Raw genomic sequence first — 23,973 nt, forward strand, 5'->3', positions numbered from 1 at the left:
AGACGAGCCGGCTTAAACACGTCTTGCCCGTTGCCCCTTCAAAGGCGCAGCATGCGATCCAATATTGCTCAAGACAAGGAGCAGAGCATGGCCGTGAGTTGGGACGAATGGGAAGTGCCGACGCAGGGGCAACCCCGCGCTGAGGATTATGCGTTCGACCTCGATCGGACCCTGTCGGCGGTGGTGGCCGTGACGGCGCGGGTGCCGACCGACGCCTTCACGGCCGAAACCCTCGGCACCGAACGATCCGGCAATGGCGTTCTGATCCGCGAGGATGGGATCGTTCTGACGATCGGCTACCTCATCACGGAAGCCGAGGAAGTCTGGCTCACCACCGTCGATGGGCGCGTGGTACCGGGCCATGTCATCGGCATCGATCAGAATACCGGCTTCGGCCTGGTTCAAGCACTGGATGCCTTGAACGTCACGGCCCTGAAGCTCGGCGACTCGACCCGTGTGATGCCGGGTGAGCGCGTTTTGGTCGGCGGCGCCGGTGGGCGCACGAAATCGGTGACCGCCAAGGTCTTGGCTCGTCAGGAATTCGCCGGCTACTGGGAATATCTTCTCGAAGACGCATTCTTCACGGCGCCCGCCCATCCGCATTGGGGCGGAACGGCGCTGATCGGGCCCAAAGGAGATTTGCTCGGCATTGGCTCGTTGCAACTGCAGCACCAGACGCCGAACGGCAAAATCGCCCCGATGAACATGATGGTGCCGATCGAATTTCTGGAGCCGATTTTGGAGCAGATCCTCGATCAGAGCGATCGCTCGCCCTCACGGCCATGGCTGGGCGTCTTCGTGTCGGAAGATGACGACAAGGTGCTGGTCGTCGGCCTCGCCGGCAACGGCCCGGCCAAGCGGGCCGGTCTGCGTGAGGGTGACGGCATTCTCGCTGTCGATGGCAATGCGATCGACAGCCTATCCGGCTTTTATCGCCGCCTTTGGGCGTTGGGCGATGCCGGCGTGGAGGTCCCGCTCACGCTCGAGCGGGAGGGCGATGTGTTCGACGTGCGAATCTCGTCTGGGGATCGCCGACGTTTTCTCAAGATGCCTCGTCTGCACTGACAATTGCGTTCGAATGCCGCCGATTGCCGCAAATGAGGCGATCGGCGCTCATTTTACTCGACTGGCGCGCCATAGGGGCTAATAAGCAGTCCAATCAAGCCAGGGTGGAGAATGCGACGTGGCGACTGAGGCACGGTTCCGTGGGGTTTTTCCGGTCGTCCCGACCACGTTCGACGAGCAGGGCGGCCTCGATCTAGCCAGCCAGCTCCGATGCATCGACTTTATGATCGATGCCGGCTCAGACGGGCTCTGTCTTTTGGCGAATTTCTCCGAACAATTCGTGCTCAGCGACGCCGAGCGCGAGCATCTGACGACCGCGATTTTGAACCATGTGGCTGGACGTGTGCCGGTCATCGTCACGACATCGCATTTTAGCTCGGCCATTTGCGCCGATCGCAGCAAGCGCGCTGAGGATCAGGGCGCCGCAATGGTCATGATTATGCCGCCCTATCACGGCGCAACGTTCCGGGTGCCGGAACCCGGCATTTTCGAGTTCTACAAGCGCGTCTCCGATGCGATCTCGATTCCGATCATGGTGCAGGATGCGCCCGCGAGCGGGACCGTCCTCTCGGCGGCGTTCCTGGCCCGGATGGCCAAGGAGATCACCAACCTTGCCTATTTCAAGATCGAGACGCCGTTCGCGGCCGCGAAACTTCGCGACATCATCTCGCTTGGCGGCGATGCGATCGAAGGCCCTTGGGACGGCGAGGAAGCCATCACGCTGATGGCCGATCTCGACGCCGGCGCGACCGGCAGCATGACCGGTGGCGCATTCCCGGACGGGATCGGCCCGATCGTCCACGCACATCTCGCCGGTAAGCGCGAAGAGGCGATGCAGGGCTATGAGCGCTGGCTGCCGCTGATCAATTATGAAAACCGCCAATGTGGCCTTCTTGCCGCCAAGGCGTTGATGAAGGAAGGCGGCGTCATCGCATGTGATGCGCCGCGTCATCCGCTCGCGCCGATGCACGCGCAGACACGCGCCGGATTGATCGAGGTCGCACGACGCCTCGACCCGATGGTTCTGCGCTGGGGTAAATAACGGCAAGCTGCCGCACCGACATCATCGAGCCTTTGTCGAAACCGTCGTCAGGGCTTGCCAGGCACCGACAACAGAAGGATGTCGTCATGAACGACGCGAGCTCAACATTGGACGCCATGATCACGGGCGATCTGCTTATCGGCGGCGAGGCCGTTGCGGGGCGCGACAACGCCTTCAACGCCGTCGACCCCAAGACCGCCAAGCCGATCGACCCTCCCTTCAAGGGCGGTACCACCGATGATGTCGCCAAGGCATGCAGCCTCGCGGCCGACGCGTTCGACGCCTATCGTGAAACCACGCTCGAACAGCGCGCGGCGTTTCTGGAAGCCATCGCGACCCGCATCCTCGGCCTCGGCGATGCGCTCATCGACCGCGCCTGCACCGAAAGCGGCTTGCCCCGACCGCGCATCGAGGGCGAACGCGGCCGCACCGTCGGCCAGTTGCGTCTCTTCGCAAGCGTCATCCGGGAGGGAAGCTGGCTCGGTGCCCGCATCGACCGCGCCCAGCCCGAACGCAAGCCCATGCCGCGCGCCGATATCCGCCTTCGCATGATCCCGCTCGGCCCCGTCGCCGTGTTCGGCGCCAGCAACTTCCCGCTCGCCTTTTCGGTCGCTGGCGGCGACACCGCTTCGGCTCTTGCGGCTGGTTGCCCAGTCGTCGTCAAGGCGCATCCGGCCCATCCCGGCACCTCGGAGCTCGTCGGTCGGGCGATCCAGCAGGCCGTGAAGGATTGCGGATTGCCAGCCGGTGTCTTCGCCCTCGTCGGCGGCTCAGGCAATGCCATCGGCGGTGCGCTGGTGGCCAATCCGCACATCAAGGCGGTTGGCTTCACCGGATCGCGGCGCGGCGGTCTCGCTTTGGTCGCGATCGCGGCGGCCCGCCCCGAGCCGATCCCGGTTTATGCGGAAATGAGCAGCATCAACCCGCTGTTCCTTCTCCCGGCGGCCCTCAAGGCGCGCGGCGCGACGATCGGCCGGGACTTTATCGGTTCGCTCACGATGGGCGCTGGCCAGTTCTGCACGAACCCCGGCCTGGTGCTCGCGGTCGACGGCCCGGATCTCGAAGCCTTCATGACGTCGGCCTCGGACACGATCCAGAATGCGGCGGCTCTCACGATGCTGACCGGAGGCATCCAGAGCGCCTATAAGAGCGGCGTCGAGCAACTCGAGGGTCACAACAACGTCAAGACCGTGGCACGCGGCCAAGCCGAAGTCGGTCCGGTCGAAGCCCGCGCTGGCTTGTTCGTCACCGATCTGGCGAGCTTCCTGTCCGATGAACGGCTGCGGGACGAGGTTTTTGGATCGTCGTCGCTGGTGGTTCGCTGCCCGGATGTTGCCTCCTTGCGGGTTGCGGCCGAGGCTTTGGAAGGTCAATTGACCGCGACATTGCAAATGGACGACGGCGATCACGATGTCGCTCGCTCGCTCCTGCCCGTATTGGAACGCAAGGCGGGGCGTATTCTCGTGAATGGCTTCCCGACCGGTGTCGAAGTCTGTCATGCGATGGTGCACGGTGGCCCCTACCCGGCCACCTCCGATCCGCGGAGCACGTCGGTCGGCAGTCTCGCGATCGAGCGCTTCCTGCGCCCGGTCTGCTATCAGGATCTTGCCGAAGCCTTGCTGCCGGTCTCGCTGCAGAACACGAATGCGCTGGCGATTCCGCGGCGGATCGAAGGCGTCATCGGCAAAGATTGACCAATGCGCCTGTCTGCTGGCTCAAGAGGAGCCGGCAGACAGGTGCCCGCTCTATCGTTCGGAGGTTGCGGCAACGGCTCGACGACGTGTCGTCCGAATATCCTCCAGCGTCACGGGGCGAAAATCCCAGACGTCGACGCCGACGTCATATTGTTTCGGGGCCTTGCGAAGCGCGCCGTGCGAATGGCCGTGGAGATTGAGCGACCCGCGCCCCATGCCGTTCCATGTTCGAAACGCGTAGTGACATAGCACCAACATCGTGCCGTCGACCGTCACCTCGGCGTAGTGTTGTTGAGAAGCCCAGCCAGGGAGCGCCAGCGTCGCAGGCCCATCGTTATTCCCGACGATCAGATGCTTCTCGCCGTTCAGCGCTCCGAAGATCTCGGCTACGCGGTCCGGTGTCGGCCCGAGAGCGAAATCGCCGAGGTGCCACACGAGATCGTCTGCCGAAACGGCGGCATTCCAACGATCGATCAATCCGGCATCATGCAGGTCGAGGTCGAGAAACGGGCGATGATCGAAGCGCAAAGCGCGCGGATCGCCAAAATGCGTATCGCTCGTAAAAAAAACCGTCATAAAGCGCTCATCGCGAGTTGAGGATCCGAGTTCGTCCCGCCATCCAGCACAAAATGGGCCGGGATGACGGCGGCTCAAGACGATGTGGCTTGGCGGCATCGAGACGTCCAGCGGCATAAGTCGACGGCGTCGGTCGATGACAAACGCGTCGACGTCGAAGCTCGCATCGAACATGAGCCAGAAGGGCCCGTGCAATGAAGATCACGTTCTATGCCCATGCAAGCTTCCGGCTCGAAACACCAACAATCGTGATCATCACGGACCCCTACACGCCGGGACGAGGCGGCTCGGGCTTCAAGCCGATCGACGAGCCGGCCGACCTCGTGTTGATGAGCTCGGCTACCGACCGCTTCCATTCCGACCCGAGCCACATTCTTGGTGATCCGACGGTCGTGAACGCGATGGACCTGCCGCGCGGCGGCGACACGGTACGAGGCGTCCACATCAAACCATTTCCGACGAGCGAAAGCTTGACCTTCGACTTCGGACGCGATCCCGACGCCAATGCGATGTCGCTGTTCAGTCTCGGCGGTCTTCGCGTGCTGCATATGGGAGATGTCGGCCACGCGATCGATGCGGCGCATCTGCGCGACCTTGCCGGGACGGTGGATATCATGCTGGCCCTCGTGGGTGCCCATGCGACGATCGCGCTCGACGACCTCGACGCAGCGATCGCGGCCATCGCCCCGAAGATCGTCATTCCGATGCATTACTGGAGCCCCGACGGCGTCCTCGCTATCGAGCCGGTCAAGACCTTTTTGAGCCGCTACCCCGCTTCGACCGTCCAGCGGATCGAAGGCTCGTCGATCACGATCGAACCCGGGAGCCTGCCTGCGACCACGCAGATCGTGGTGCTCCGCGAGTCGCGGTAACCGATAACGCCACAGGCTCTTTCAGCCGTGTCGACGGTTTCCCATATCGTCGATCATGATGACAAACATGCTTTCCGTGCTCGACACGGATCCACAGGGCGGCCACCAACCCGCCGCTCCCCCGTCGCTCAGCGAGACCGCTCTGTTCGACGCCTATTCGCAAGCGGTCGTCGATGTGGTGGATCGTGTCGGCCCGAGCGTCGTCCGCATCGACGTCAAGCGTGGCGATGGCAGCGCCGGAGGCTCCGGCTCCGGCGTGATCGTGTCGCCCGATGGCTTGATCCTCACCAACAGCCATGTCGTCCAAGGATCGCGCCGCGCGGACGTCACGACACTCGACGGCCGCGTTCTGACGGCACGCGTTCTCGGCGACGATCCGGATACGGATCTGGCTCTTCTTCGGGTCGAGGCCGACATCACGCTTCCGGCGGCCCGCCTCGGCGACTCCAAGGTCCTGCGACGCGGCCAGATGGCGATTGCGATCGGCAATCCGCTCGGCTTCGACGCGACGGTGACGGCCGGCGTCGTCTCGGCGCTCGGTCGATCGCTGCGCGCGAAATCAGGCCGGCTGATCGAAGACGTGATCCAGACCGACGCGGCGCTGAACCCTGGCAATTCCGGTGGCCCGCTGGTGTCTTCGGCGGGCGAGGTGATCGGCATCAACACCGCGATCATCGCAGGGGCGCAAGGCATCTGCTTCGCGGTGGCGGCTAATACGGCATCCTTCGTGCTCGGCGAGATCGTCCGGCACGGGCGCGTGCGGCGGGGCCACATCGGGATTGCGGCCGGCACCAGCGCCCTGCCCCGGCGAACGGCGTTGCGGCTGGGTCTCGATCAGACACATGGGGCCGTGATCACCGCCGTCGAGCCAAAGTCTTCGGCCGATCATGCCGGTTTACTGACCGGCGATATGGTGGTGGCTCTGGACGGTCGAACCGTGACGGGCGCCGACGATCTTGTGCGGATGCTCGACGCGGGAACGATCGACCGAACGGTGCCGCTCGATGTGTTGCGTCGCGCGGAGCCGCGTCGGTTCTGGGTCAGTCCGCGCGAGCGGGCATGACACTGCTGACGATCAGCTGCTCAATTTGGGACCGAGAGTGATCAGCGCGACGGCCACGATGGCGAGGATGATGCCGACGCTCTCGATCGTGCCAACCCGCTCCCCGAAAAACGCGATGGCGACGATGTTGACGGCCACCAGCTGGATGACGGCGGACAGGCTGAACGCCGTCGCCATCCCCAATTCTTTGATCAGGCGCAGCATCAGCAGATTGCCGACTGTGTAGAGCGCCATGGTGAGCACCACTTTGCCCGGCGTCGACTCGAGAGCCCAGGATTTGGCCGCACTCGCGGCGGCGATAAAGATGGCGGTCGCCGAGCCGAGTTGAAGCAGCGTGAACGCGTTCATACCAATGTCCGATCGCGTTTAATGCGGGTCCTCGAGACTGAACGACTGAGCCGATTCGTCATAGGCGAAGAGCTCGCCGTAGCGGCCCCAGTTGATCGCGGTGCGGAGAGTGCGCTCCGCATATTCCTCGGACATGTAATCTTCCAGTTCTTCGCGGAAGCGAGAGGCCGGCGCATTGTGAGAGGGGCGCTCGTCGAGCACGCGCTTGATCCGGGCCGAAAGCGGCACATAGGCCAGAAGGTGGTCGCCAAATAATTTCTTGCGGACATCGACCTCGGCATCGGCAAAGCGTCGTCCCGCGGCCGTGAGCTTGATGTCGCCCTCTTCGAGTTCGGCGTAGCGCATCAATTGCAGCGTTTCGGCCACCGGAAAGAGATCGTCGATCTCCATCTGCAGCGAGTCGGCCAGATGCGGCAGGTCGGCCTTGCCATTATAGGGGGCGGCCGCGACCTCTTCGAGCAGACCCGCGAGCGAGTTGGTCGAGACTTCGGGCAGGACGAGGCCGATGCCGGACCCCGGAAACAAGCCATCACGCCCAGGCTGCTTCGAGGTCGAGCGTCGCGTCATCAGCGCGTAGATGTTGTCGACCAATTGCCGGAATTCGGGATCGAGACGGTCGCGTGGATGCGGCAGCGTGACCCGGATCTCCGACGCGATCCGCCCCGGATGCGACGACAGCACCAAGATGCGATCGCACATCAAAACCGCTTCCTCGATGTTATGTGTCACCATCAGGATGGTCTTGATCGGCATACGGCCTTCGGTCCAGAGCTCGACGAGGTCGCTGCGGAGCGTTTCGGCCGTCAGCACGTCGAGCGCCGAAAAGGGCTCGTCCATCAAGAGGATGTTGGGATGCGTGACGAGCGCGCGAGCGAACCCGACGCGCTGACGCATGCCGCCCGACAATTCCTTCGGGTAAGCCGATTCGAAACCGTCAAGCCCGATCAGATCGATGGCCGCGAGCGCCCGCTGACGGGCTTCCTCTGCCGGAACGCGAAGCGCCTTGAGGCCGAGTTCCACATTGGCCAAGACGGACAGCCAGGGGAACAAGGCGAAGCTCTGGAACACCATGGCGATGCCGTCGGCCGGTCCCTTCAGCACCGCGCCCTGATAGACGACTTCGCCTTGGGACGGGGTGATGAGACCGGAGACGATCCGCAGCAAGGTCGATTTCCCGCAGCCGGAGCGGCCGAGCAGGCCGACAATCTCGCCGGAGGCCAGCGATGTCGAGACACCTTCGAGAACGGGCGGCCCGTCGTCGTTCTGGCTCGACCCCTTATAACGTTGGGTGACGTTGCGAACCTCGAGCAGCGGCGCGGCGGCGTTATCCAGCATGAGGCATCCTCCAAAACACGGGTGTGGCGAACAGCACCGACAAGACCATCGGCGCGGGTCTCATGACAGACGAAGCCGGCGTTCCGCAAAGCCGAACAGCGGCCGCCAGAACAAACGATTGAACAAGATGACACAGATCGACATGACCGCGACCCCGAGCACGATCTTGGGGAAGTCTCCGGCTTCGGTCGCCTGCGCGATATACGAGCCGATCCCATGCGCCGCCACTTTGTCATTCCCCCACTTCACATATTCGGCCACGATCGCGGCGTTCCACGATCCGCCAGACGCCGTGAGCGCCCCCGTGACGTAATAGGGGAAGATGCCCGGCAGGATGACGCTGCGCCACCAGGTCCAGCCGCCGATCTTGAAGTTGCGGGCAACCTCGCGAAGATCGTTCGGATAGGCCGATGCTCCGGCGATGACGTTGAAGACGATGTACCATTGCGTTCCGAAGATGATCAGGAAGCTCAGCCAGATATCGGGGTTGAGATGGAACGCCAGGATTCCGATAACGGCGATCGGGAACACCACATTGGCCGGAAAGGCTGCGAGGAATTGCGCAAGCGGCTGCACCATTTCGGCGATTCGGGGGCGTAGCCCGATCCAGACGCCGACCGGCACCCAGAACAGGGTCGCGAGCAGCAACAGCAACACCACCCGAAGCATTGTGAAGAGCGTCAGGACAATCGTCTGGCCGAGGTCACCCCACGAAAGCGTGGCGGAAACGAAATGGACCGTCTCCCAAATCGCATAGATCGCGAGCGCGCCGACAAGGCAGAACCAGACCACGTCGATGGCGCGGGACGTCCCCTTTGCCTCGACCCGCTTGGAGCGGAACACCGGCAACGTCAGCCGTAAGCTGGTGAACCAATCGAAAGCCTTTCCGGCCGGAACCATCGCGGAGCGCAACCAGGAGGTGCGAAGCAACAGGTTGAGGACCCAGGAAGAGGACGTTTCCTCCGATGCCGAGAGCTCGACCCGGAACTTCTGCGCCCAGGTCACGATCGGACGAAAGATGACCTGATCGTAAAGCAGGATCACGACCAGCACGGCGACGACGGCGGCCAGAACGGCATCGATCCGCTTCTGATCGATCGCGACCGCGAGATAGGATCCGATGCCCGGAAGCTTGATGGTGGTGTCGCCGACCGTGATGGCCTCGGCCGCAACGACGAAGAACCAGCCGCCCGACATCGACATCATCATGTTCCAGATGAGGGCCGGGATCGCAAAAGGCGTCTCCAACTGCCAGAATTTCTGCCACCCCGACAGCCGAAACCCGGTCGCGACCTCGTCGAGGTCGGGCGGGACCGTCCGAAGCGATTGATAGAACGAGAAGGCCATATTCCAGGCCTGGCTGGTGAAGATTGCGAAGATCGCGGCACATTCGGCGCCGAGGACGCTGCCCGGGAACAGGTTGAGGAAGAACGTGACCGTGAAGGATAGAAATCCGAGGATCGGGACCGATTGCAGCACGTCGAGCAGCGGGACAAGCACCATCTCGGCGCGACGGCTCTTCGCCGCAATGGTCGCGTAGGTGATCGTGAACAGCAGCGAGGCCGCCAGGGCCGCAAACATCCGCAAGGTCGTCCGCAGCGCGTAATAGGGCAGATAGGCATAGTCGAGGGTGATGGGCGTCGTGTTCGGAGCCGGAAGCGGCACCACCATGCCGCGACCGGCATGCACGATCAGCACGAATGCGCCGAGGATCAGCGACAGAGCGACGACGTCCCACTGGTTCGGCATGGCCCGACGGCCGAGCGACGTAAAAGGCACGAATCTAGTTGCCATCGGGGCTCTGTTTCGTGGGAGTGTTGAAGAGGCGGCGAGCTGTGCCCTATCGCATCCGCGACACGAAGAACACTGCGATGACGAGCACATCAGCCATTGCACAACGCCTGTTGCAAAAACTCATGCCTGCGCGTGTGGCGGACGGCTTACAGTCGCTTGAGCACCAGCGGCCGACCCTTCGCCGGCGCATTGGCCCAGGTGCCGTCCTCCTGCAGGCTAAGCTCCGCCGTGTGCCCCTTTTTGGCTGTCAGCACCAACTGACCCTTGACGATCTGCCAGCCGACCGGATCGAAAATCACGATGCCTTGGTCCCGGCACGCGGGAGCAAGCTTGGCGCGGAGCCCCGTCTTGGCGCCTTTCATCTTGTCGTCGAGCGTGACCATGCAACCGGTGTCCTTGCCCTGGCGCACAACCGCATAGCCGCCCGCCACCTCGCCGATCGACACGGCCCGGACAGGAGCCGCGAGATGTTTGGACGGAACCGGCGCAATCGACGCAGGATCGACGGCGCGCGATGACGACGTCGGGGGCGCCGCAACCACCATCGACGGGTCGGGCGGCAGATCGGCCGGTGCGGTGCTGTCCGGTGTCACGATGCTGAGCGCCGCTTGCCGCGCCTGGTCGGTCGGCGTCAGCTTGTAGACGTCCTGCTCCGATGCGACGGCAGACAGGGACGGACCGCCAGCCGGACCGAAATCAAGTACTGGCTGACCGGCGTCGCTCAGCAGCACCACACGATCACCCGGCTGCGGAACCCAGGCCCGCACGGTCGCCAGGGTCGGGAAAGCCCGGTGGCATCCCGCCGGCATCGTAATGGCGTAACCGGTCGTGACCGCGGTCGCGGTCAGACTGACCCGGCAGCGTCGGTTGCCTTTTTCGAAGGAAATGTCCCACGTTCCAGCATCCTGCAGCGCCATCCCGTCTTCCGGAGCGGCAGCCTGAACCGGCGTACCGGCGCAGAGCACCGCCACGGCGATGCTGAAGGCCTCGATGACCGCAAGCAGCGTCATCGGCCGAAAAGCTGGATTGATCATGCGGAAGATCCTTGCGGTGCCGAGGGCCGACGATCTTGAAAAAACGATACCTAGAGGCTCGTTGATCACGAGGGCAAGACCACATCGGGCAAGAAACGCGAGATCTCAGCCTTTGTTCGGTGACCATGGGGTTTCGGGCACAGGCGTCAGCGGGCCGTTGCCCGAGTCCCACGATAAGATGTTGTCGACGACGAGCTGCTCCATCGCCTTGCGCGTATGCTGAGACGCCGAGCCGACATGCGGCAGCAGCACCACATTGTCGAGATCCAGCAAAGCTTGCGAGACGCGGGGCTCGTCGGCGAAGACATCGAGGCCGGCAGCCAGGATCGTGTGGTTTTGCAGAGCTTCGATCAAGGCAGCCTCGTCGACCAGCGAGCCGCGCGCCACATTGATGAGGATGCCGCTCGGGCCGAGGGCCTTCAGCACAGCCGCATCGACGATGTTGCGGGTCGCGGCGCCGCCCGGTGCGATGACGACGAGGATGTCGCAGGCTTCCGCCATGCCGACGAGGGTAGGATAATAGAGGTAGGGTACGCCAGCCTGCGCCGAGCGTCCCGTGTAGACGACCGGAAGTCCGAAAGCCTCGCAGCGCGTCGCGATCGCCTTCCCGATGCGTCCAAGGCCGAGAATGCCAACCGTCCGCTCCCGCAGGCTAGAAGTCAGACGGAACGGCTTGTCGAGCCATTGGCCCGCGCGCACGTGGCGCTCTGCGGCCGGCAATTCACGAACGGTGTTGAGGATCAGTCCCAAGGTGGTGTCGGCCACTTCTTCGTTCAGGACGTTCGGCGTGTGGGTCACGATCACGCCGTGCTGGGCCGCCCAAGCTGTATCGACCGCATCATAACCGACGCCGAAGTTCGCTACGAGTTGGAGATTGGGCAACCGGCCCATCAGCGCGCCGTCGATGGCGCCGTGACCGACGACCGCGATCGAGCGAATGTCCTGCGCGACGGCGTTGAGGGTGGCCTCGGGATCGGCCGCTTCCCATAATTTGACGACCGGCAGTCTTGCCTCGAGCTGGCTAATTCCGGACGCCGTCAGCGGCCGAGGCATCAGAACGGAATTGGGCATCGCAAACCTCCGTGTCGTTTTTCTTATGTGTCGCGTCGTGTCAGACGCTCTCGGGATAGACCCGCGTCACGTGACCCATTTTCCGGCCGGGCCGGGCTTCCGCCTTACCATAAAGGTGCAGGCTGGCGCCGTCATCGGACAAGACTTCGAGCCAGGCATCCGCCTCGTCGCCGATGAGGTTTGACATCAGGATCCGGCCATACCGTTGCGTCGAGCCCAACGGCCAGCCGCTGATCGCGCGAATATGCTGTTCGAATTGCGACGTCACCGCGCCGCCCAGTGTCCAATGCCCGGAATTATGAACGCGGGGCGCGATCTCATTGACGACCAGCGTTTCGACGCCGGATTGCCCAGGAACCGGCACGACGAACAATTCCACCGCCAGCACCCCGACATAGTCGAGCGCATCAACCAGAGCGCGGGCCATGCGAATGGCTTCGGCCTCGGTTTCGGCCCCGATCGCGGCCGGCACGCGCGTCGTGCTCAAAATGCCGTGCTGATGCGCGTTCTCGCACACGTCGAAGGCTCGGAACTGGCCGCTGAGCCCGCGTGCCGCCACCACCGACACCTCCCGAACGAAGGGAACCACGCCTTCGAGAATCGCCTTTTGTCCGAGGCTGCGGAACACAACGGCGAGATCGGATCCCTCCCGCACCGTCGCCTGCCCCTTCCCGTCATAACCAAAGCGGCGGGTCTTCAAGATGGAGGGACGGCCGAGTTGCGCCACGGCGCGTGCCAACCCGCCGGCATCTTCGACCGAGGCGAAAGGCGCGGTCGCAAGCCCGATTTCGCGGATGAAGAGCTTTTCGACAAGCCGATCCTGCGTCGTCTCGAGCGCCTTGCGATTGGGGCGGACCGGCACGAGCGGATCGAGAATCGCGATCGTCTCGGCCGGCACGTTCTCGAATTCGTAGGTCACGACCTCGACCGCAGCCGCGAAGGCCGTCAAGGCAGCCTTGTCGGTATAATCGCCGATCGTGTGGGCGGCCGCGACCTCGAATGCCGGGCTATCGGCTTCTGGGGCGAAGATATGCGCCTTGAGGCCAAGCTGCGCCGCCGCCATGGCCAGCATTCGCGCCAATTGCCCGCCGCCGAGGATGCCGATCGTTTCGCCGGGCGCGAGAACCGTCACGGCGCAGGCTCATCGCTCGGGGATTCGGCCACGGCCGCCGTCTGAGCCGCACGCCATGCGTCAAGGCGCGTCGCCAGTGCGGGATCGTTGAGCGCCAGGATCGACGCTGCCAGGACCGCTGCGTTGATGGCTCCGGCTCTACCAATCGCCAGAGTTCCCACGGGAACGCCGGCCGGCATCTGCACGATCGACAGCAAACTATCCTGACCGGACAGGGCTTTGCTCTCGATCGGGACGCCAAGCACCGGGAGCGGCGTGAAAGCCGCTGTCATGCCGGGAAGATGCGCCGCCCCGCCCGCTCCCGCGATGATGATCTTGACGCCGTTGTCGCGCGCGCCCTTGGCAAAGGCCACCAACCTGTCGGGCGTCCGATGCGCCGACACGATCGAGGCGACAAAGCCGATCCCGAGCGCATCGAGCGTCGAGGCTGTCGCGCGGAGGGTCGCCCAATCCGATTGGCTTCCCATGATCAGCGCCACCGGCGCACGCATGCGGTCCACTTGGCGCACTCCGGCTGAGTAATTCAGTCTTTCCGCTTAACCGAAGCGACAGAGGGGAGCAAGACACGGCTCGGCCTCCCCGCCCGGGCAGAAACAAGCCGCCGTCTACCGGGGCGTCGGCGCCATCAACCGCAAGGCCATGCGGATCGACGCCGTGAGTTGCTGGCGCGTGGCACCCGCCTTGGCCTGAACCGCCATGCCCTGAGTCACCGTGGTGATAAAATGAGCAAGGTCCGACGGGACCACGCCGGGCGGAAGATCTCCCTCGCGCACCGCGCGGTCCAGACGCTCCTGCAACGCGAGTTCCGTAAAGCGACGCCGCGCAACCAGGTCGCGTTGGATGTCGGCCCCTTCCTCCGAACAGGCCAAGGCGCCGTTGATCCCGAAACATCCGCTGGGGTTACGCGGCGCCGTGACGAGATCGGCGTGGCCTTCGAGGAGCCGTTCAACGACACGATAAGCCGTCGGCTCGTCGAGAGCTTCAGCCGCGAAGCTCAGGTAGCTCCGCTCATAGAGGAGCATGGCTTTGCGAAACAGATCCGCCTTGTTGCCGAAAGCTGCGTAAAGGCTCGGCCGCGTGATGCACATCGCGCCGGTCAGATCGGTGATCGACGTGCCCTCGTAGCCATTGCGCCAAAACAGCGTCAAAGCCTTCATCAGCGCGTCATTTGTGTCGAATTCCCGTGGTCTCGCCATACTCTATCCAATCGCCAATTCAGGAATAAGTTGAATGGGAAATCGCGTCGAGTGGCGAGATTGCGTCGTCGGGCCGCAAACCTCGCAAGTTGATTGATTTTGAGGCGCTCCGCGGCCATATCTCAAACCGCGCCTGCTCCTCGAGCAGTCGACATTTCTCAAGCTGAAGGCCGGCTTTGAACCGGCTGGAGGACCTCATGTTCATCGAAACCGAAACCACGCCCAACCCCGCGACCTTGAAGTTTCTGCCCGGCCGCACCGTGATGCCGGCCGGCACGCTCGACATCCGCGACGCGAAGGCAGCCGAGCAGTCGGGACTGGCGCGCGCCTTGTTTTCGATCGACGGCGTTTCGGGTGTGTTCTATGGGGCCGATTTCGTATCGGTCACCAAGGCGAGCGGCGAGTGGCCCCACCTGAAGCCAGCGATCCTCGGCGCCATCATGGAGCATTTCACCTCCGGCGCGCCACTGACCGAGGAGGGCGTTCACACCACTGCGATTTCGAACGAGAGCGACGAGGAATTTTTCGATCCGAACGATGTCGAAACCGTGGATACGATCAAGGAACTGATCGAGTCGCGCGTTCGCCCGGCCGTTGCCGGCGACGGCGGCGACATCACCTTCAAGGGATATCGGGACGGCATCGTCTACCTGACCATGAAAGGCGCATGCTCGGGTTGCCCGTCCTCGACCGCGACGCTGAAGCATGGCATCCAGAATTTATTGAAGCATTTCGTGCCGGCCGTTCAAGCCGTCGAGCAGATCTGATCGCAAGGCAGGACCAAGAATGACCGAAACGGCGGCTGTGGACGAAACGTCGCCGGATTTGGTTCTCGCAATCGACACGTCGTTGTCGGCCGTCTCGGCCTGTGTCTCGCGTGTCGGCGAACCCGCGCCCATCGCTTTCGAATCGATGGCGATGGCGCGAGGCCATGCGGAAGCGCTGGTTCCGTTGATCGATCGCGTCGTGTCCCAGATCGACGGCGGCTTTGCGGCGCTGACACGGGTCGCGGTCACGATCGGGCCCGGCTCGTTCACAGGCATCCGCGTCGGTGTCGCGGCCGCCCGGGCCATCGGTCTCGCCTGCAAAATTCCGGTCGTGGGCGTCTCGACGCTATCGGCTCTCGCGGCTCCGGCGATCGCATCGGGGTTTCGGCCCACCATCGTGGCCGCCATCGACGCACATCACGGCAATGTCTACGTGCAGAGTTTCTCGGTCGATGGGGGTACCCAACTCGGCGCCACCATCTTGTCGGTCAAGGAGGCCATTCGCGCCGTGGGCCAAGGGCCGATCCGGCTGGTCGGGTCGGGCGCCACCATGCTGGCCATCGAAGCCTGGTCGCTCGGCATCAACGCCGAAATCGACGAGAAAAGCATGACGCCAGACATTGGCTTCGTGGCGCGGCTCGGCCTGCTGGCCGATCCGGTCCGCGCCCTCCCCCGCCCCTTCTACATCCGCCCGCCCGACGCCAAGCCGCAAACCAACGGCGTCATCGCCCGCGTCGAGTAGATCCGTGGCGCTCTTCGGACGTGCGACACGCCCCATCGTCACACCACTGAGTGTCGGTCATGCCGCCGACTGTGCGGACCTGCACGGCGCGAGCTTCTCGCATGGGTGGTCGAGCTTCGACTTCGAACGTCTGATCGCCGCATCGTCGTCGTTCGGGGACGTGGCTTACGATGGTCAATCGGGAAAGTTGCTCGGTTTCGTCTTGTCGCGCGGTGCGGCGGGCGAAGCCGAAATCCTCACCATCGCGGTCGCGACGACGGCCCGCCGACGTGGCATCGGGCGGGCCCTGCTCGAGCGACATCTCGGCCACCTCGGGAGCACCGGCATCGCCGTCTTGTTTCTCGAAGTCGCAGAAAACAACCGGGCGGCGCGCGCGCTCTATACAGCCTTTGGATTCACCGAAGTCGGGCGGCGGCCGTCTTATTACACGGCGAAGCCGGGCGAGGTCGCGGGAGCGGCTCTCGTTCTGCGCCGATCGATCGGCTGATTCCGGCCGGGCCTGTCACAATGCCTTAGAGGTCGATCCCTAAGCTGACGCCTGTTGCGGGGCGAGGCGTCGCGCAGGCTTATCGGTGGGTGGCAACCATGGAGCGAATCGTCGCGGGTATCTTCAGGCTGGCACTGCTGGTCGTCGTCCTCGTGAGCGCGCTCGCAATTCTGGCTCCGCTGCAGCTGCTGGCTCAACGGTTCGGTTGGCGGATCGCCCGGCGGATCCCGGTTCTTTTCTGCCGCTCGTTGTGCTGGATCGTGAACCTGCGACCGCATTTCGTCGGATCCCCCGCGAGTGGGCCTCGCCTGCTGGTGCCGAACCACGTCTCCTGGCTCGATATTCCGGCGATGGGTTGCTACGAGCCGGTCTGCTTCATTGCCAAGCGCGAGGTCGGCACCTGGCCGATCCTCGGGCGGCTGGCCAAGTCGCAAGGCGCGATCTTTATCGACCGGACAAGGCGGCGAGGCATCCCGGCCTCCAACCGTAGCATCGCGCTCGCGCTCCTTGAACGGCGCAGCGTCATCTTGTTCGCCGAAGGCACCACCGGCGACGGCAACCGAATCATGCGGTTTTTGACCTCGCATTTCGAGGCCGCCAAAGTGGCGTTGCAACTCGACGCCTCGCTCGATGATATCGCGGTCCAGCCCGTCTCGATCGCTTATACGCGCAGCAGCGGCATGCCGCTCGGCCGCCACGGTCGGCATCGGATCGCATGGTATGGTGACATGACCCTTCTGCCCCATCTCTGGGGCATGGTGACGGGCGGCCCGATCGATTGCGACATCCAGTTCGATCGAGCCATTGCGGTCAGCCGGAGCAGCGATCGCAAGCGCGTCGGCGCTCAAGCCGAGCGCGCGGTTCGAACAATCACCGGATTTGCATTGTTGGGCCGCCCCACCCGTCGCGCCGAAACCGCAGCGGCCAGCGCAGGCACGGCCGATGCAACGGGCTTGCCACAAGCTGTTCTCATCGGCGTGGAAACAGCGTAGGATGAACGCCACGATGGTGGTGCATCGGAGCGCCTCTCGACATGCGGGGCGACCGGCAACCACACCCCGCGAGGCCCCTCAGAGGTAATGACCGAACCGATTCCCGTTTCCGCCAGATCCCGGTCTGGCCCCCCGCTTCGTGCCATCGCCCCGAATGCCGCAGACGCAGGCGTCCGCAAGGTGTTCATCAAGAGCTTTGGTTGCCAGATGAACGTCTATGACGCGGGGCGCATGGCGGATGTGCTCGCGCCCGAGGGCTTTCTCGAAACGGCGACCATCGAGGAAGCAGACCTCATCATCCTCAACACCTGCCATATCCGCGAACGCGCGGCCGAGAAGGTGTTCTCCGAGCTTGGCAAGATCCGCGATCTCAAGTCCGATCGGGCCTCGCTTGGGCTTTCGACCACGCTGGCGGTCGCAGGCTGCGTCGCTCAGGCCGAAGGCGCCGAGATCCTGCGACGGCAGCCGGCTGTCGATCTCGTGGTCGGACCACAGAGCTATCATCGCCTGCCCGATCTCGTGTCGCGTGCCCGCGGGGGCATCAAGGTGCTCGACACCGACTTCCCGGCGGACGACAAATTCGCAGCCCTGCCGCAACCGGCGGAAGCGAAGACCCGATCGCGTGGCTTGTCGTCATTCGTAACGGTGCAGGAGGGTTGCGACAAGTTCTGCACCTTCTGCGTGGTGCCCTATACGCGTGGCGCGGAATATTCCCGCAGCCCTGAGCAGGTCATGGCCGAGATCGCGGGCCTGACGGCCGCGGGCGTGCGGGAGGTCAGTCTGCTCGGCCAGAACGTCAACGCCTATCACGGTGTCGCGCAAGATGGCTCGGTTTGGTCGCTCGCGCGGCTCGTCCGCGCCATTGCGGCGATGCCGGGCATTCTCCGCATCCGCTACACCACCAGCCACCCCAACGACATGGCAGCCGACCTCGTCGACGCGCATCGCGACATCCCGGCTTTGATGCCGTTCCTCCACCTGCCCGTGCAATCAGGGTCGGACCGTATCCTCGCGGCTATGAACCGGAAACATACGGTCGCCGATTACCGCGCCGAGATCGCGCGGGTGCGCGCCGCACGGCCCGATATCGCGCTCTCATCCGACTTCATCGTCGGATTTCCGGGCGAGACGGACGCGGATTTCGAGGCCACGCTCGATCTCATTCGCGAGATCGGTTTCGCCTCGACCTTCTCTTTCAAATATTCGCCGCGTCCGGGAACGCCGGGCGCCGGCCTCGAGGGGCATGTCGACGAAGCGATCAAGCGGGATCGGTTGGCCCGCCTGCAGGCCGTGGTCGACCCGCAGCGCCAAGCCTTCAATGCCGCCTGCGTCGGGCGCGTGATGCAGGTGCTGTTCGAAAAGATCGGCCGCCACGCAGGCCAGATCGTCGGCAAGTCACCCTATCTGCAGCCCGTTCAGGTCGACGCAGACCCGGCGCTGATCGGTTCTGTCCGTGATGTTGAGATCACGGCGCTCGGACCTAACTCTCTGTTCGGCACCCTCACCGAGGCCGAGCCGCCTAGCCGTGCCGCACAAGGATCCTGAATGAGAGCCCCAGAGCGACCCATTACGCCTCGCCGCCATACGCGCGATGGCCTTCCGGCTGTTGCGGCATTCGCCTCTCCACCAGCGGTTGTGCCGACGCCGGATGCGGCAGCCGCCGAGGTGGCGATCACCTTCGAGGACAATCGTCTGACCTCGCTTGTCTTTGGGCAATATGACCAAAACATCGCAAAGCTCGAGCGCCGACTGGGCGTGGTCGCAACCGCGAACGGCAATCATGTGACGCTGCGCGGCTCGCCCGACGCTTGCGATCATGCCCGACGCGTGCTCGAGACGCTCTACGAGCAGGTGAAGCAAGGCCGTAAGGTCAGCCTTGGCGATGTGGACGGTGCAGTTGAAGAGACAGCGTTTCAGGGCGTTCTGTTTCCGAAGGACCTCGATCCGGAACGGCCTGTCTTCGACGAGATCCGCACGCGGAAGCGCGGATCGGTCAAAGCGCGGACGGCCGCCCAGGATGTCTATCTGCGTGCACTGAAGAGCAACGAACTCGTCTTCGCCGAAGGCCCCGCCGGCACCGGCAAGACATGGCTGGCGGTCGGCCATGCCATCTCGCTTCTCGAGCGTGGTGTCGTCGAGCGGCTGATCCTCTCGCGGCCTGCGATCGAAGCGGGCGAGCGGCTCGGCTTCCTGCCGGGCGACATGCGCGAGAAGATCGATCCCTATCTACGCCCCGTCTATGATGCGCTGCACGACTTCATGGACCCGCGAATGGTCGAGCGTGGCATGCAGACCGGCATGATCGAAGTCGCACCATTGGCCTTCATGCGCGGCCGAACCTTGACCAATGCGGTTGTGCTGCTCGATGAAGCGCAGAACACGACCAGCATGCAGATGAAGATGTTCCTGACCCGTCTCGGCGAGGGATCACGCATGATCATCAACGGCGATCCGAGCCAAACCGATCTGCCGTCCGGCCAAAAGTCTGGCCTGAGCGAAGCAATCAGCCTGCTGTCCGGCGTTGAGGGCATCGCGCATGTTCGCTTCCGGGAAGGGGATGTCGTGCGGCATGATCTCGTTCGCCGCATCGTCGCGGCCTACGAAGCGGCCGGTCGCAAGGTTTCCGAGCAGAGTGGCGCCAATTGATGACGATCGAGATCGATATCGATATCGCGATCGATAGTCCCGGATGGTCGGTCCTGCCCGATCTCGAGGCGATTGTCCGGCGAAGCATCGACGGCGCGGCTGCGGCTGTCGATCTCGATGCTCCGGAGGGCGCCGAAGTCTCCATTCTGTTCTGCGACGACGCCGCGATCAAAGTTCTCAATCGAGAGTGGCGCCAAAAGGACAAACCCACCAACGTGCTCTCGTTTCCAGCGGCCCAGCCTGAGGGGATTGACGGTCCGGAGTTGCTCGGCGACATCGCTGTCGCGTTTGAGACGACGCGCCGCGAGGCCGAGCAGGATGGCAAGACCTTGTCCGACCATGTGAGCCACCTGCTGGTGCACGGATTCTTGCATCTGATCGACTATGATCATGAAACAGCCGATGAAGCCGAGGCGATGGAGCAACTCGAAACACGGATTTTAGCCAATCTCGGCATCGGCGATCCCTATGCGGGAACCGAAGTCGACGAGGTGGCGCGACCATGAGCGCTCATGAACGAGAACCTGGCGAGCGCGGCGACAAACGTTCGCCCGCTCCGTCCATGATCGAGCGCCTACGGTCGTTGTTCGGTCTGTCGCATGCGTCGATCCGAGACGATATCGAGGAAGCGCTGGACGATACCGATGAGGCTGGCGTCTTCTCGCAGCAGGAGCGTTCGATGCTCCGCAACGTGCTTGGCCTGCATGAATTACGGGTCGCCGACGTCATGGTGCCCCGCGCCGACATCATCTCGGTCAGCTTGACCATGACGCTCGGCGAAGTCCTGACCGTGTTCCGAACGGCCGGCCACTCGAGGCTTCCGGTTCATGGCGATACGTTGGACGACGCGCGCGGCATGGTCCACATCCGCGACTTTGTTCAATATGTGGCGGTTCCGGCCGGGCTCGACGTTCCGTCCTTCGTCGATCTGGGCGAAGCAAGCATGGGTCGGACCCTTGAAGAAGCCGATATCCTGCGGCCGGTGCTGTTCGTGCCCCCCTCGATGCAGGCGCTCGACCTTCTGGTCCGCATGCAGGCTTTCCGCACCCATATGGCGCTGGTGATCGACGAATATGGCGGCACAGACGGGTTGGTCTCGATCGAGGATATCGTCGAGATGATCGTCGGCGACATCGAAGACGAGCATGACGAAAGCGAAAGTCCCAAGATCGTGCTGGCGCTCGACGGCTCCCATGTGGCGGATGCCCGTGCTGGTCTCGACGAGGTGTCCGAAGCAATCGGCGTCGATTTCTCCGAAGATGCCGACGCCGAAGAGGTGGATACGCTCGGAGGTCTGATCAGCGCGCTGGCTGGCCATGTCCCCGGACGCGGCGAGATCGTTCAAGCTCGGGACGGTGTGGAGTTCGAGATCCTCGATGCCGACCCTCGCCGCGTCAAACGGGTCAGAATCGTCCGGACGATGGCGGTCGTTGGTTCAACCCCTCCCGCGGCTGGGGCGCCACATGATACCGGGTCCGACGAGGCCAAATAGACCGGTGGTCCGCCACTGACGTCGGCCTTGGCGACCGCCGACCGATCACAAACGATCGATCTTGTGGCTCGATGCGACGGATCATGCGGCTGCACTGTTTACATTTGAGTGTCATGCGCTACCACCCGCCTTCATGATCACGAAGCTTGACGATCGTTGGGGCGCATTCAGCCGCTCGGTGGCGCAACGGTCGATCGACACGATGTCGAACCGGGTGTGCGACGGTTTCTCGTTCCGCCGCAATCGGGACTTCCGAACACGATGATTCAGCGGATCGCGCAACGCGTGGCACGATCGACGGGCTGGTCGCGTCGCTTTCTTGCTCTGTTGGCCGGTGGCGCTGGCGCCTTGGCCATGGCACCCGTCGATCTCGTCCCGGCGCTGATCATCCCGATGGTCGTGGCCGTCTGGCTGCTCGACGGCTCCGTCCCCCCCGGCGTCGCAGCGACATCGAGAGTCGGTCTGAGCCGATCGGTCCTGAAGACGGCCGAAACGGGCTGGTGGTGGGGCTTCGGTTATTTCGTGGCTGGTCTCTGGTGGCTCGGTTCCGCCTTCCTGGTCGAACCCGACAAATTCGCCTGGCTTTTGCCTCTCGGCGTTTTGGGGCTTCCGGCTTATTTGGCGCTCTATACCGCCGTCGGCTTCGCCCTGGCTCGATTGTTCTGGTCGACGGGACCAGGCCGCCTCTTCACGCTCGCCTGCTGCCTGCTTGTCGCGGAATGGCTGCGCGGCACGTTGTTGACCGGATTTCCTTGGAACGAGTTCGGCATGGCACTGGGCGACAATCTCGTCCTGGCGCAAGTCGCGAGCCTGATCGGCGTGCACGGATTGACACTGCTGGCCGTCGTCACGGCGGCGGCCCCTGCCACCCTCGGAGACGCTGGACCCTCGACACGCCGCATCGGCCCGTCGGCGCTGGCCCTCCTCTTCGTGGCGGCGATCGCCTTCTATGGCGCCCTTCGCCTCTCGGGACCGGGCGACGGCAGCGTCGCTGGCGTCCACCTTCGGATCGTTCAACCCAATGCTGCGATCGATTCCGACTTCAGCTACGCGCATAAGGACGCGATCCTCCAGCATTATCTGACGCTGTCGCAGCGCATCACCTCGGGTCAGCCCGATGGATTAGCCGGGGTCACGCATGTGATCTGGCCCGAATCGCCATTCCCGTTTCTGTTGTCTCGCGATCCGGCAGCACTCGTCACGATCGGCGATGTTCTCTCGGACAAGACGGTGCTGATCACGGGCGCGGCACGGGCCGAGCCGGGACCGCCGGACGTCGCCGGCGGCAAGACCGCCCTTTATTTCAACGCCGTTCAGGTTGTTGATGGCACCGGCACCATCCTTGATAGCTACGATAAAGTACATCTCGTGCCGTTCGGGGAGTTCCTGCCTCTTCAGAGCATCCTGAACGCGATCGGGATCCAGCATTTCGTCTCGATTCCGGGCGGCTTCCAGGCCGGAACGGACCGGCGGCTGCTCACTGTGCCGGGCCTTCCCCCTGTTGCGCCCATCATCTGTTACGAGGCCATCTTCTCGGGCGACGTCGTTCCTCCGGCTGCCGCCGGAGTGTCCCGGCCGGGCCTTCTGCTCAATGTCACGAACGATAGCTGGTTCGGTTTCACGGCTGGTCCGTACCAGCATTTCGCGCAGGCGCGGCTGCGTGCCATCGAAGAAGGTCTGCCGCTCATCCGATCGGCGAGCACGGGCATCTCGGCCATCGTCGACGCGCACGGCCGGATTTTGGCATCGCTCCCCCTCGGCGCCGAGGATGTGATCGATGGCGCGCTTCCGACTGCCTTATCGTCGACACTTTTCGCTCGGGTCGGAAATGCAGCTTCTCTGATTTTATTGTTTGGGTTTGCTGTATCGGCAGCATTATTACGGTTGTTGACGCAACGGAAGATAGCCCGTCCTTGACCGCTATAGGCGTTGATTTCCCTTTATTTTCTATCTAGAGAGTGGATCGCGAAAGTCCCTAATAAAGCCTCTATCCAGAGTCGTTATAGACTGTTACGGATCCGACGCGCTGACTTGGAGCGGCGATTTTTGACGAAGAGCCCAAACAACATCGATAGACACGTCGGCAGCCGCTTGAGAATGCGGCGGATGCTTGTTGGGATGAGCCAGGAGAAGCTTGGCGACGCCCTTGGTCTTACGTTTCAACAGGTTCAAAAATACGAAAAGGGCACGAATCGCATTGGCGCGAGTCGGCTTCAGCACATCTCCGATATCCTGAACGTAAAGCCGGCCTTCTTCTTCGATGACATGCCGGGCGCGGCGTCGGGAACGGCTGGATTTGCCGAGGACGGGTCCTCTGGAGTCGTGGATTTCCTGTCGAGTTCGGATGGTCTGCTTCTCAACAAAGCCTTTGCGAAGATCAAAAGCGCAAAGGTCCGACGCAAGATCGTCGATCTCGTCGTGGCTCTGGCGGATCAAGAGGGAGAGGCCAAGACGGCCACAGCAACCTCCCTCTCGGATGCGTTGCCGGTCCAGGAGTGATGCGGCAAAGCACGCATCGTTCTCTTTAACGAACAAATTCTTCGTTATCGCTTGACCAAAAGAACGGTGCCTGCCAGCTTCTCGTGATGTGAGGCGGGAGGATTGCGTGAACCCATGCGCGTTCGC

24 protein-coding genes are annotated in these 23,973 nt (G+C 63.4%); 15 read left to right on the forward strand and 9 right to left on the reverse strand.

Annotated features, from left to right (window positions below):
- Nucleotides 1–51: 51 nt before the first annotated feature.
- The 3 genes from LGH83_RS06410 to LGH83_RS06420 all read left to right on the forward strand — a co-directional run bounded on the left by LGH83_RS06410 (nucleotide 52) and on the right by LGH83_RS06420 (nucleotide 3,801).
- Entirely contained in the window at nucleotides 52–1,065 is a 1,014-nt protein-coding gene (locus tag LGH83_RS06410; protein WP_227401075.1) for a S1C family serine protease, read from the forward strand.
- A gap of 118 nt (nucleotides 1,066–1,183) precedes the next feature.
- Nucleotides 1,184–2,107: a dihydrodipicolinate synthase family protein gene (locus tag LGH83_RS06415; protein ID WP_227401076.1), complete on the forward strand. Its 924-nt coding sequence runs from the start codon at nucleotides 1,184–1,186 to the stop codon at nucleotides 2,105–2,107.
- Between the two features lie 86 nt (nucleotides 2,108–2,193).
- Entirely contained in the window at nucleotides 2,194–3,801 is a 1,608-nt protein-coding gene (locus LGH83_RS06420) for an aldehyde dehydrogenase (NADP(+)) (protein WP_227401077.1), read from the forward strand.
- A 51-nt stretch (nucleotides 3,802–3,852) separates the two neighbouring features.
- On the opposite strand, the gene LGH83_RS06425 is transcribed toward LGH83_RS06420, so the two are convergent.
- Nucleotides 3,853–4,377, reverse strand: a complete 525-nt coding sequence (locus tag LGH83_RS06425) for a metallophosphoesterase family protein (RefSeq protein WP_131194679.1) — start codon at nucleotides 4,375–4,377, stop codon at nucleotides 3,853–3,855.
- Between the two features lie 194 nt (nucleotides 4,378–4,571).
- Between LGH83_RS06425 and LGH83_RS06430 the strand changes: the two genes are divergently transcribed.
- Both LGH83_RS06430 and LGH83_RS06435 read left to right on the forward strand, forming a co-directional pair.
- Nucleotides 4,572–5,249 carry an MBL fold metallo-hydrolase gene (locus tag LGH83_RS06430; RefSeq protein WP_227401078.1) on the forward strand — a complete coding sequence of 226 codons (678 nt, stop codon included), beginning with the start codon at nucleotides 4,572–4,574 and terminating at the stop codon, nucleotides 5,247–5,249.
- 58 nt (nucleotides 5,250–5,307) lie between these two features.
- Nucleotides 5,308–6,312 carry a trypsin-like peptidase domain-containing protein gene (locus LGH83_RS06435; protein ID WP_131194825.1) on the forward strand — a complete coding sequence of 335 codons (1,005 nt, stop codon included), beginning with the start codon at nucleotides 5,308–5,310 and terminating at the stop codon, nucleotides 6,310–6,312.
- A gap of 12 nt (nucleotides 6,313–6,324) precedes the next feature.
- Here LGH83_RS06435 and LGH83_RS06440 read toward each other — a convergent pair whose 3' ends face one another.
- The 8 genes from LGH83_RS06440 to LGH83_RS06475 form a co-directional block, all read right to left on the reverse strand.
- Nucleotides 6,325–6,660: a hypothetical protein gene (locus LGH83_RS06440; RefSeq protein ID WP_227401080.1), complete on the reverse strand. Its 336-nt coding sequence runs from the start codon at nucleotides 6,658–6,660 to the stop codon at nucleotides 6,325–6,327.
- Nucleotides 6,661–6,678: 18 nt separating this feature from the next.
- Nucleotides 6,679–7,995, reverse strand: coding sequence for an AAA-associated domain-containing protein (locus LGH83_RS06445; RefSeq protein WP_131118510.1), 1,317 nt, complete (start codon nucleotides 7,993–7,995; stop codon nucleotides 6,679–6,681).
- Between the two features lie 60 nt (nucleotides 7,996–8,055).
- Nucleotides 8,056–9,789, reverse strand: a complete 1,734-nt coding sequence (locus LGH83_RS06450) for an ABC transporter permease (RefSeq protein ID WP_131118512.1) — start codon at nucleotides 9,787–9,789, stop codon at nucleotides 8,056–8,058.
- A gap of 146 nt (nucleotides 9,790–9,935) precedes the next feature.
- Nucleotides 9,936–10,823, reverse strand: coding sequence for an AprI/Inh family metalloprotease inhibitor (locus LGH83_RS06455; protein ID WP_227401081.1), 888 nt, complete (start codon nucleotides 10,821–10,823; stop codon nucleotides 9,936–9,938).
- Nucleotides 10,824–10,928: 105 nt separating this feature from the next.
- Nucleotides 10,929–11,894 carry a 2-hydroxyacid dehydrogenase gene (locus LGH83_RS06460; protein WP_227401082.1) on the reverse strand — a complete coding sequence of 322 codons (966 nt, stop codon included), beginning with the start codon at nucleotides 11,892–11,894 and terminating at the stop codon, nucleotides 10,929–10,931.
- Between the two features lie 40 nt (nucleotides 11,895–11,934).
- A complete protein-coding gene (locus tag LGH83_RS06465; RefSeq protein ID WP_264479174.1) occupies nucleotides 11,935–12,966 on the reverse strand; it encodes a 5-(carboxyamino)imidazole ribonucleotide synthase in 1,032 nt (343 codons plus the stop codon).
- 56 nt (nucleotides 12,967–13,022) lie between these two features.
- Complete coding sequence (gene purE, locus LGH83_RS06470) at nucleotides 13,023–13,517, reverse strand: 5-(carboxyamino)imidazole ribonucleotide mutase (RefSeq protein WP_227401084.1); 495 nt, start codon at nucleotides 13,515–13,517, stop codon at nucleotides 13,023–13,025.
- 114 nt (nucleotides 13,518–13,631) lie between these two features.
- Nucleotides 13,632–14,222 carry a TetR/AcrR family transcriptional regulator gene (locus LGH83_RS06475; protein ID WP_227401085.1) on the reverse strand — a complete coding sequence of 197 codons (591 nt, stop codon included), beginning with the start codon at nucleotides 14,220–14,222 and terminating at the stop codon, nucleotides 13,632–13,634.
- A 197-nt stretch (nucleotides 14,223–14,419) separates the two neighbouring features.
- Here LGH83_RS06475 and LGH83_RS06480 point away from each other — a divergent pair, with 197 nt between their 5' ends.
- From LGH83_RS06480 to LGH83_RS06525, 10 genes are all read left to right on the forward strand, one after another.
- Nucleotides 14,420–14,989 carry a NifU family protein gene (locus LGH83_RS06480; RefSeq protein ID WP_227401086.1) on the forward strand — a complete coding sequence of 190 codons (570 nt, stop codon included), beginning with the start codon at nucleotides 14,420–14,422 and terminating at the stop codon, nucleotides 14,987–14,989.
- Between the two features lie 19 nt (nucleotides 14,990–15,008).
- On the forward strand, nucleotides 15,009–15,731 hold the full coding sequence (gene tsaB / locus LGH83_RS06485) for a tRNA (adenosine(37)-N6)-threonylcarbamoyltransferase complex dimerization subunit type 1 TsaB (RefSeq protein ID WP_227401087.1): 723 nt from the start codon (nucleotides 15,009–15,011) through the stop codon (nucleotides 15,729–15,731).
- Nucleotides 15,732–15,735: 4 nt separating this feature from the next.
- Nucleotides 15,736–16,218, forward strand: a complete 483-nt coding sequence (locus LGH83_RS06490) for a GNAT family N-acetyltransferase (protein ID WP_227401088.1) — start codon at nucleotides 15,736–15,738, stop codon at nucleotides 16,216–16,218.
- Between the two features lie 98 nt (nucleotides 16,219–16,316).
- Nucleotides 16,317–17,210 carry a lysophospholipid acyltransferase family protein gene (locus tag LGH83_RS06495; protein ID WP_227401089.1) on the forward strand — a complete coding sequence of 298 codons (894 nt, stop codon included), beginning with the start codon at nucleotides 16,317–16,319 and terminating at the stop codon, nucleotides 17,208–17,210.
- A gap of 207 nt (nucleotides 17,211–17,417) precedes the next feature.
- Nucleotides 17,418–18,755 carry a tRNA (N6-isopentenyl adenosine(37)-C2)-methylthiotransferase MiaB gene (miaB, locus tag LGH83_RS06500; RefSeq protein ID WP_264479146.1) on the forward strand — a complete coding sequence of 446 codons (1,338 nt, stop codon included), beginning with the start codon at nucleotides 17,418–17,420 and terminating at the stop codon, nucleotides 18,753–18,755.
- Nucleotides 18,756–19,856 carry a PhoH family protein gene (locus LGH83_RS06505; RefSeq protein WP_227401091.1) on the forward strand — a complete coding sequence of 367 codons (1,101 nt, stop codon included), beginning with the start codon at nucleotides 18,756–18,758 and terminating at the stop codon, nucleotides 19,854–19,856. It abuts the gene before it with no gap.
- Complete coding sequence (gene ybeY, locus LGH83_RS06510; RefSeq protein ID WP_227401092.1) at nucleotides 19,856–20,362, forward strand: rRNA maturation RNase YbeY; 507 nt, start codon at nucleotides 19,856–19,858, stop codon at nucleotides 20,360–20,362. Before LGH83_RS06505 ends, ybeY begins: the two co-directional genes overlap by 1 nt.
- Nucleotides 20,359–21,348, forward strand: coding sequence for a hemolysin family protein (locus LGH83_RS06515; protein WP_227401093.1), 990 nt, complete (start codon nucleotides 20,359–20,361; stop codon nucleotides 21,346–21,348). Before ybeY ends, LGH83_RS06515 begins: the two co-directional genes overlap by 4 nt.
- A gap of 156 nt (nucleotides 21,349–21,504) precedes the next feature.
- On the forward strand, nucleotides 21,505–23,265 hold the full coding sequence (gene lnt, locus LGH83_RS06520; protein ID WP_227401094.1) for an apolipoprotein N-acyltransferase: 1,761 nt from the start codon (nucleotides 21,505–21,507) through the stop codon (nucleotides 23,263–23,265).
- A 180-nt stretch (nucleotides 23,266–23,445) separates the two neighbouring features.
- Nucleotides 23,446–23,847, forward strand: coding sequence for a helix-turn-helix domain-containing protein (locus LGH83_RS06525; RefSeq protein ID WP_264479175.1), 402 nt, complete (start codon nucleotides 23,446–23,448; stop codon nucleotides 23,845–23,847).
- Nucleotides 23,848–23,973: the final 126 nt, after the last annotated feature.

Source organism: Lichenihabitans sp. PAMC28606, from assembly GCF_020616535.1.
Taxonomy (GTDB): Bacteria; Pseudomonadota; Alphaproteobacteria; order Rhizobiales; family Beijerinckiaceae; genus Lichenihabitans; species Lichenihabitans psoromatis.

Bases quoted from the DNA above. Each gene is read 5' to 3' on its own strand.
- LGH83_RS06410 (WP_227401075.1), top strand. From the start codon at position 52: ATGCGATCCAATATTGCTCAAGACAAGGAGCAGAGCATGGCCGTGAGT.
- LGH83_RS06420 (WP_227401077.1), top strand. From the start codon at position 2,194: ATGAACGACGCGAGCTCAACATTGGACGCCATGATCACGGGCGATCTG.
- LGH83_RS06425 (WP_131194679.1), bottom strand. From the start codon at position 4,377: ATGACGGTTTTTTTTACGAGCGATACGCATTTTGGCGATCCGCGCGCT.
- LGH83_RS06430 (WP_227401078.1), top strand. From the start codon at position 4,572: ATGAAGATCACGTTCTATGCCCATGCAAGCTTCCGGCTCGAAACACCA.
- LGH83_RS06435 (WP_131194825.1), top strand. From the start codon at position 5,308: ATGACAAACATGCTTTCCGTGCTCGACACGGATCCACAGGGCGGCCAC.
- LGH83_RS06440 (WP_227401080.1), bottom strand. From the start codon at position 6,660: ATGAACGCGTTCACGCTGCTTCAACTCGGCTCGGCGACCGCCATCTTT.
- LGH83_RS06445 (WP_131118510.1), bottom strand. From the start codon at position 7,995: ATGCTGGATAACGCCGCCGCGCCGCTGCTCGAGGTTCGCAACGTCACC.
- LGH83_RS06450 (WP_131118512.1), bottom strand. From the start codon at position 9,789: ATGGCAACTAGATTCGTGCCTTTTACGTCGCTCGGCCGTCGGGCCATG.
- LGH83_RS06455 (WP_227401081.1), bottom strand. From the start codon at position 10,823: ATGATCAATCCAGCTTTTCGGCCGATGACGCTGCTTGCGGTCATCGAG.
- LGH83_RS06460 (WP_227401082.1), bottom strand. From the start codon at position 11,894: ATGCCCAATTCCGTTCTGATGCCTCGGCCGCTGACGGCGTCCGGAATT.
- LGH83_RS06465 (WP_264479174.1), bottom strand. From the start codon at position 12,966: ATGCTGGCCATGGCGGCGGCGCAGCTTGGCCTCAAGGCGCATATCTTC.
- purE (WP_227401084.1), bottom strand. From the start codon at position 13,517: ATGCGTGCGCCGGTGGCGCTGATCATGGGAAGCCAATCGGATTGGGCG.
- LGH83_RS06475 (WP_227401085.1), bottom strand. From the start codon at position 14,222: ATGGCGAGACCACGGGAATTCGACACAAATGACGCGCTGATGAAGGCT.
- LGH83_RS06480 (WP_227401086.1), top strand. From the start codon at position 14,420: ATGTTCATCGAAACCGAAACCACGCCCAACCCCGCGACCTTGAAGTTT.
- tsaB (WP_227401087.1), top strand. From the start codon at position 15,009: ATGACCGAAACGGCGGCTGTGGACGAAACGTCGCCGGATTTGGTTCTC.
- LGH83_RS06495 (WP_227401089.1), top strand. From the start codon at position 16,317: ATGGAGCGAATCGTCGCGGGTATCTTCAGGCTGGCACTGCTGGTCGTC.
- miaB (WP_264479146.1), top strand. From the start codon at position 17,418: ATGAACGTCTATGACGCGGGGCGCATGGCGGATGTGCTCGCGCCCGAG.
- LGH83_RS06505 (WP_227401091.1), top strand. From the start codon at position 18,756: ATGAGAGCCCCAGAGCGACCCATTACGCCTCGCCGCCATACGCGCGAT.
- ybeY (WP_227401092.1), top strand. From the start codon at position 19,856: ATGACGATCGAGATCGATATCGATATCGCGATCGATAGTCCCGGATGG.
- LGH83_RS06515 (WP_227401093.1), top strand. From the start codon at position 20,359: ATGAGCGCTCATGAACGAGAACCTGGCGAGCGCGGCGACAAACGTTCG.
- LGH83_RS06525 (WP_264479175.1), top strand. From the start codon at position 23,446: ATGCGGCGGATGCTTGTTGGGATGAGCCAGGAGAAGCTTGGCGACGCC.